This window comes from Streptomyces sp. NPDC058459, from assembly GCF_042721685.1.
In the GTDB taxonomy this organism is placed as follows: domain Bacteria; phylum Actinomycetota; class Actinomycetes; order Streptomycetales; family Streptomycetaceae; genus Streptomyces.
Window position 1 is genome coordinate 1 of sequence record NZ_JBHXLV010000278.1, and the last position, 6,718, is coordinate 6,718.

Annotated in this window: 7 protein-coding genes and 1 pseudogene; 2 read left to right on the plus strand and 6 right to left on the minus strand. The window is 73.4% G+C overall.

Annotation, left to right across the window (positions count from 1 at the left end):
• Window positions 1-84: 84 nt before the first annotated feature.
• The 5 genes and pseudogenes from ACFWN1_RS30465 to afsQ1 all read right to left on the minus strand — a co-directional run bounded on the left by ACFWN1_RS30465 (window position 85) and on the right by afsQ1 (window position 4,269).
• Entirely contained in the window at window positions 85-288 is a 204-nt protein-coding gene (locus tag ACFWN1_RS30465) for a PspC domain-containing protein (protein ID WP_384369056.1), read from the minus strand.
• 460 nt (window positions 289-748) lie between these two features.
• Window positions 749-1,216 (minus strand): annotated as a pseudogene (locus ACFWN1_RS30470) (VanZ family protein); the annotation flags it as partial.
• 187 nt (window positions 1,217-1,403) lie between these two features.
• Window positions 1,404-2,015 carry a hypothetical protein gene (locus tag ACFWN1_RS30475; RefSeq protein ID WP_384369058.1) on the minus strand — a complete coding sequence of 204 codons (612 nt, stop codon included), beginning with the start codon at window positions 2,013-2,015 and terminating at the stop codon, window positions 1,404-1,406.
• On the minus strand, window positions 2,012-3,595 hold the full coding sequence (locus ACFWN1_RS30480) for an ATP-binding protein (RefSeq protein ID WP_384369061.1): 1,584 nt from the start codon (window positions 3,593-3,595) through the stop codon (window positions 2,012-2,014). Before ACFWN1_RS30480 ends, ACFWN1_RS30475 begins: the two co-directional genes overlap by 4 nt.
• Window positions 3,592-4,269 carry a two-component system response regulator AfsQ1 gene (afsQ1, locus tag ACFWN1_RS30485; RefSeq protein ID WP_384369064.1) on the minus strand — a complete coding sequence of 226 codons (678 nt, stop codon included), beginning with the start codon at window positions 4,267-4,269 and terminating at the stop codon, window positions 3,592-3,594. The genes ACFWN1_RS30480 and afsQ1 overlap by 4 nt, the downstream gene beginning before the upstream one ends.
• A gap of 265 nt (window positions 4,270-4,534) precedes the next feature.
• Between afsQ1 and ACFWN1_RS30490 the strand changes: the two genes are divergently transcribed.
• Entirely contained in the window at window positions 4,535-5,305 is a 771-nt protein-coding gene (locus tag ACFWN1_RS30490; RefSeq protein WP_384369067.1) for a SigE family RNA polymerase sigma factor, read from the plus strand.
• A gap of 222 nt (window positions 5,306-5,527) precedes the next feature.
• Here ACFWN1_RS30490 and ACFWN1_RS30495 read toward each other — a convergent pair whose 3' ends face one another.
• A complete protein-coding gene (locus tag ACFWN1_RS30495; protein WP_384369070.1) occupies window positions 5,528-6,163 on the minus strand; it encodes a uridine kinase in 636 nt (211 codons plus the stop codon).
• Between the two features lie 127 nt (window positions 6,164-6,290).
• Here ACFWN1_RS30495 and ACFWN1_RS30500 point away from each other — a divergent pair, with 127 nt between their 5' ends.
• Window positions 6,291-6,716 carry a hypothetical protein gene (locus tag ACFWN1_RS30500; RefSeq protein ID WP_384369073.1) on the plus strand — a complete coding sequence of 142 codons (426 nt, stop codon included), beginning with the start codon at window positions 6,291-6,293 and terminating at the stop codon, window positions 6,714-6,716.
• Window positions 6,717-6,718: the final 2 nt, after the last annotated feature.

Here is a 6,718-nt window from a genome sequence, read left to right on the forward strand (position 1 = left end):
GCGGCCCCCGGGCCCCCGGGTTTGTCGGGGGGCGGCCCGGGGCCGCGTCCGCGTACCCGGAACGCGGCCGGGCGACGGTCGGCGTCACCAGGCGGTGGGGCGGGCCTTGTCCTCGGAGGGCAGCAGTATCCACATGGCTATGTAGAGCACGAACTGCGGGCCGGGCAGCAGGCAGGACACCAGGAAGATCACCCGCATGGTGCCCGCCGAGGTGCCGAAGCGCCGTGCCAGCGCGGCGCACACGCCGCCGATCATGCGGCCGTTGGTGGGGCGGGCAAGGGCGGTCATGGCGGGCTCCTCCGTCGTCGTCGGCCCACGCACGGGCCGCCTGCCGGGGCGGGCCGAGTGCCGCGCCCCGTCTGTCGTCGTATGCCCCAAGGTACGGAGACGAAGCGGGAGAAGCATCACCCTAAGGGGCGATACCGACCCTGGGAATCGTCGGGGTCCGCCCCTGAGAAAGCTCGCCGCGCCCGCTCACCGCACCCCCGGCCGGACCCGGCCCACCGGACGCGCCCCCGGCCCCGGCAGCCCGCCCGCCGCCGTGCGCCTCCCCGGCCGTGTACCCCTCGCAACTCCCGGCCAGGCCACCGGAGATGCCCTGATGCACGCCCCTGGGAACGCCCCCGGACCCGCCACGCCCGAGCCCGCCCTGCCCGAACCCGCCCTGCCCCTCGACCCCGCCCTGCCCCTCGACCCCGCCATGGCCGCGCCCACCACGCCCGTACCTCTCCCGCCCCCCGCCCGCACCCCGCACCCTGTGCCGCAGCCACGTCCGCCCCGCCGGGACGAGCGCGAGGTGCGCCAGGAGGACGCCCACGGTGTTCAGCAGCAGCGTGTCCACGTCCACCACGCGCCCCGGCACCCCGGTCTGCAACAGGGCGATACCGAGGGAGGTCAGGGCGCCGGCGGCGACCGTGCGCAGCAGGGAGGCGAGCGGGGAGACGGTGAGCCGGCCGCCCGTCATCGGCAGCAGAAGACCCAGCGGGGCCAGCAGGGCCAGCCCTTCGCCGATGCGCAGGCCCGCCCCGGGCCAGCCCAGGGCCAGATCGGCACGCAGCCCGGCCAGCGGACGCAGATTCGCGGGCCGTACCCACGGCACGTCCAGGGGCCGCAGCGTCAGCCAGGCGACGAGCGCGAGATGCGCGACGAGGAGGATCGCCCCGGTCACTCGGATGCGGTTCGCGGCGCTGCCGCCGATGGAGCCTTGACGCTGCACGTCCCCCAAGACGTGTCGCCGCGCTCGATCGGTTCCGCTCAGCCGCTCCCCACACCGGTGAGGCGTGCACCACACCCGCACCCGGCCGGACCGGCACGGCCATTACTCACGTCATGACCTCATCCCATGACCTCATCCCATGACTCATGCCATCACCCCGTGCCATGACTCGGGCCACGACCCCGCATCAGCGCAACGCGACCGAACCGGACGGGGGTTGGAGGCGTCCGGGACGGTCGCGGACGTCCTCCGTGCACTCGTAGCGGCGCGGCGACGCCGGGGCCGGTCCGGCGAGGATCACCGAGCCGTCGCCCTCCGCCGCGGCGGAGTCGGAGAAGGTGCACACCACCTGGGCGAGCGCGGGGGAGCCCAACTGGTCGGGGGCGGTGCTCAGTCGCAGCGCCTCCTCGGGGTCCTCGCGCCCCGGCCCGGTGACGGTGATGCCGCCGCGCACCCGGGTCTGGTAGCCCGCCGCCCGTTCCCCGGCGGACGGCGCCGAGGCGAGCTGGTCCAGCAGGCCCTGCGCGACCATGACCCGGCGCCGCGCGTCCGGCGTGCCCTCCGGTACCCGCACCGAGCGGTCCACGGTCACCAGGGACGCCCCGCACAGCAGGAAGACCTGCACCGGCACCCCTTCCGGCGACTGCGTGGCCCGCCCGGACCCGGCCGGTGAACAGGGCACCCGTGACGGCGCCCCGCCGAAGTCGGTAGGGACCTCCGTGGGCCGGATGCCGCACCCGGTGAGCAGCGCGCCCAGCAGCCCCACCGCCAGCAGTCCGCGTACCGCCGGCGCGCTCACCGGGTCGCCCCGTGACTGCCCTCGACCGGGGAGTCGCCCTTGTCGCCGGCGTCGGGTTCCTCGGTGAGGCTGGAGGCGTCCAGGGGCAGCCGGAGCGTGAACACCGCGCCACCCTCGGGGGAGTTGGCGGCCGTGATCGCGCCACCGTGGATATGGGCGTTCTCCAGCGCGATGGACAGGCCGAGGCCGCTGCCCTCCGAACGCGGCCGGGAGGCACTGGCCTTGTAGAAGCGGTCGAAGACGTGCGGCAGCACCTCCTCGGGGATGCCCGGCCCGTGATCGCGTACCGCCACCAGCAGGTCGTCGCCGTCGATGCGGACCGAGACCCGTACCGGGGAGCCGCCGTGCTTGAGGGCGTTGCCGGTCAGGTTGGCGAGGATGACGTCCAGGCGGCGCGGGTCGAGCCGGGCGTGGATGCCGCGCTCGGCGTCCAGCTCGACCGCGTCCAGCCAGGCGCGGGCGTCGATGCAGGCGGTGATCTGGTCCGCGAGGTCCACGTCGTCCAGCACCAGGCGGGCGGTGCCCGCGTCGAAGCGGGTGACCTCCATAAGGTTCTCGACGAGGTCGTTCAGCCGCTTGGTCTCGCTGACCACCAGGCGTACCGCGGGCTCGACCATCGGGTCGATGCCGCCGCCCTCGAACTCCAGCTCGTCCTCCAGCACTTCGGTCACGGCGGTGATGGCGGTGAGCGGGGTGCGCAGCTCGTGCGACATGTCGGCGACGAAGCGGCGGGAGGCGTCGTCGCGGGCGGCCATGTCCGCTACCCGCTTCTCCAGCGCCTCGGCCGCGTTGTTGAACGTCCGTGACAGGTCGGCGAGTTCGTCGGTGCCGGAGACCCGCAGCCGGGTGTCCAGCCGGCCCTCGCCGAGCCGTCGCGCGGCCACCCCGAGCCGGTGCACCGGCTTCAGCACGGTCGTGGCGGCGGCCTGCGCGAGCAGTGCCGAGCCGATCAGGGCCAGGCCGGTGGCGATCCCCAGTGACCAGGCGAGGGAGTTGAGATCCTTCGCCTCCGGCTCCAGCGACTTCGCCATGTAGCCGGTGGAGCCGCCGTCCACCACCTTCGTGCCGGCCACCAGGAACGGGGTGCCCCCGTTGGTGATCCGCTGCCAGTACAGGTGGTAGGGCGACTTGTCGGAGCCGTTCGTCTGCTGCCTTCTGTTCACCGCCCCGCGCAGGGACGAGGGAACGTCCTTCAGGGAGAACCCGCTCAGCCCGCCCGAACCGCCGTACACCGTGCGGCCGTCGGGGTCCTGGGCGACCAGCAGCACGCTGAACCGCTGACTGCTGCCCGCCATCTGCCCGGCGACGCGCTGGAGTTCGTCCTGTGTGGGGTGCGCGGGCAGGGCGCCCGCGCGGTTCTGCATCTCCTGCCGGAAGTCGCGCAGCACCGCGTCCTGGGCGCGGGTGAGCACCGCCTCGCGGTTGAGCCAGTACGCGATGCCCGACGCGGACACCGCGGCCGTCAGCGCGACCAGCCCGAACACCAGCACCAGACGCAGCCGCAGGCTGGTGAACCGCAGCCCGGCCAGCTTCCTCCCCCGCTCGGCCGTCCAGCGGCCGAGCCCCCTTCGCTCGCTCACTGAGGGGTGTCCAGGCGGTAGCCGACCCCACGGACCGTGCGGATCAGGGTCGGGGAGGACGGCACGTCCTCGACCTTCGCCCGCAGCCGCTGCACACACGCGTCCACCAGGCGGGAGTCGCCCAGGTAGTCGTGCTCCCACACCAGCCGCAGCAACTGCTGCCGGGACAGCGCCTGGCCGGGCCGGCGGCTCAGCTCCAGCAGCAGCCGCAGCTCGGTCGGGGTCAGCTGGAGATCCTCGCCGTTCTTGGTCACCGTCATCGCGGAGCGGTCGATGACGACGTTGCCGAAGGACGCCGAGTCGCTGGACTCGCGCTCCCCGCGCCGCAGCACGGCCCGGATACGGGCGTCCAGCACCCGGCCCTGCACCGGCTTGACCACGTAGTCGTCGGCGCCGGACTCCAGTCCGACCACCACGTCAATGTCGTCGTTCCGCGCGGTCAGCAGGATGATCGGCAGCTGGTCGGTACGCCGGATGCGGCGGCACACCTCGAACCCGTCGATGCCGGGCAGCATCACGTCCAGCACGATCAGGTCCGGGCGTTGCTCGCGCAGCAGCTTCAGACCGTCCTCACCGCTCGCGGCGGTGGCGACCCGGTGCCCCTGACGCGTCAGGGACAACTCAAGGGCCGTACGGATGGCGTCGTCGTCCTCGATCAGCAACAGGGAAGGCACAGGCTCATTCTGGCCCATGCACCGCCTGTCGTACGACCTGTGCCGCGCCCCTGTTCGCGCGGTGGCGGACACCGGGTGACAAAGCGGCGGCTCCTGCCACCTCCCGGCCCCCGGAACCGGTCACGACCCGCCGGGGCCGGCCCCTGTGACAGGTCTGTGACAGTCGGCGGACACGGCCATGAAGGACGGTCGGCAAGCTTCTCGGCAGGCGGGAGAGCACCACCGGCCACGCCAGGCACCGGAAGTCCACGACGGGGAGCGCGAGATGAACACGCCACACGGCATGAGCACCAGCGCAGTGGTCACGCGTCTGCACGACGCGCACCGGGGGGCTGCGGCCGCTGGGAGTTCCGGTGCCGGGACCACGCTGCCGCCGCACGGCCGCGAGGCCCAGGGAGCACGGGGGTGGGCCCGCGGCACCGGGCGTCAGCACACCGGTCACATGACGGTGGTCGACGCCCGCACGGGGGAGGGGCACGCGTACCGGGGGGAGCAGGGGGAGCGTCGCTCGCTGACGGAGGCGGAGTTCACCGCCTACGTGCGGGAGCGCCGCGCCTCCCTGTACGCGACCGCCTACCACCTGACCGGCGACCGCTTCGAGGCCGAGGACCTGCTGCAGAGCGCGCTGTTCTCGACCTACCGGGCGTGGGAGCGGATCAGCGACAAGGCGGCGGTCGGCGGTTACCTCCGCCGGACCATGACGAACCTGCACATCAGCGCGTGGCGCCGCCGCAAGCTGAACGAGTACCCGACCGAGGAACTGCCGGAGACGCCCGCCGGCACGGACGCCATGCGCGGCACCGAGCTGCGCGCCGTCCTGTGGCAGGCGCTCTCCCGGCTGCCCGAGCCGCAGCGCACCATGCTGGTCCTGCGGTACTACGAGGGCCGTACCGACCCGGAGATCGCCGACATACTCGGCATCAGCGTCGGCACGGTGAAGTCCAGCATCTGGCGTTCGCTGCGGCGCCTGCGCGAGGACGAGGTCCTGAGCTTCGGCCGGGACCACGAGGACGCCTTCGGCGAGCTGGTGGCCTGAAGGAACGGGTCCGCCGGGGGGCGGACCCACGGGGGGAACGGGGGGAGCGAGCCGTCACGGCTCGGCCCGAGGGGATACGGGGAATCGCGGGGGCCCACCGGGGGGAGGGTCCGCGCGTGAACCCGTAAGGGGAAACACGGGGGAACACGGGGGGAGTACAGGAGGAGCGGGGCTGGACGGCTGGGGGGCCGTGCAGTCCCGCCTCTTCATGTCCGCGTCCGGTCAGGCCGCCGTCTGCTGCCGCGTCTGGCGGCCCGCCGCGGCCGCCGCCATCCGGCTCAGCGCCTCGTCGCGGCCGCACGGGTGCGCGCCCAGCGCCAGTTGGCGGGACACGATCGAGCGTTCCGTGCGCAGCAGCCGCCAGCCGCGGCGCAGCAGGAACGGCACCGACTTGCGGCCCTCCTTCAGATCGCGCAGGAAACGCCGCCGGAAGGTGGTGACCGCGCCCCGGGTCAGACACAGCGCGTCCGCCAGCACCCCCAGCTCACGGCAGCGTTCCACGATCTCCGCCGCGAAGATCCCCTCGGCGATGAACAGCGGGGTACGGCCGATGCTCAGCGTGTCCTCGCCGGTACGGGCGCTCAGCGAGAGGTCGTACACCGGCACCTGTGTCGTACCGGACGCGCACAGGCGGGCGATCGCGGCGAGCGCCACGTCCGCGTCCCAGGACAGCGGATGGTCCCAGTCGATGTCCGAGCTTCCGGCGACGAGCGGCAGCGTCGGATCGTCGCCCTCCTTGTAGAAGTCGTCGAGGCGCAGCACGGGCAGCCCGGAGAGGGCGGCGACGAGTGACTTGCCCGAACCGGAGGGGCCGGACAGCAGCACCACGCGGGCGGGGGACGGGGGATGGATGCTCACGGAACACCAGTTTGACGCATGGTGGCCGTCCTGCCGACCCCGCGGGTCCCCTTTGGAGCGCGGGTCACACCTCAACTACCCTGAGTGCCGACCGTATTACCCTGAGCACCAGAAGGCGGCACCACCGATGGCCCGACATTCCGCTCCCCGGTCTCCCCGTCAGCCCGCCGCACGGCGCGCCCTGATCGCCCTCGCGTCGGCCGGAGCGGCCCTGGCGGCGGGCGCGAGCACCGCGCACGCCGACGCGGCCGCCGCCCCGCTCCTGGACGTGCCGCCGCTGCGCTCCGCCGACATCGGCGACATCAACCCGCGATCGGGGGTGAACGCGCTGACGACGTCCGTCGGTTACGCCACCGGCGCCATCGCCGGCCTCAAGCCCAACCCGCTGGCCGGCACCGGCACCGACCCGCTGAACAACGGCATCGGCACCACCATCGCCGACTTCAAGCCGCTCAACACCCTGGCGCTGACCGCCCCGATCGCCCAGGCCCCGTCCCTCGGCGCGGTCCCGGTCGTCGGCCAGACCCTCGACCTGCTCAGCCCCAAGGGCTGAAC

Bases quoted from the DNA above. Each gene is read 5' to 3' on its own strand.
- ACFWN1_RS30465 (WP_384369056.1), bottom strand. From the start codon at position 288: ATGACCGCCCTTGCCCGCCCCACCAACGGCCGCATGATCGGCGGCGTG.
- ACFWN1_RS30490 (WP_384369067.1), top strand. From the start codon at position 4,535: ATGAACACGCCACACGGCATGAGCACCAGCGCAGTGGTCACGCGTCTG.
- ACFWN1_RS30500 (WP_384369073.1), top strand. From the start codon at position 6,291: ATGGCCCGACATTCCGCTCCCCGGTCTCCCCGTCAGCCCGCCGCACGG.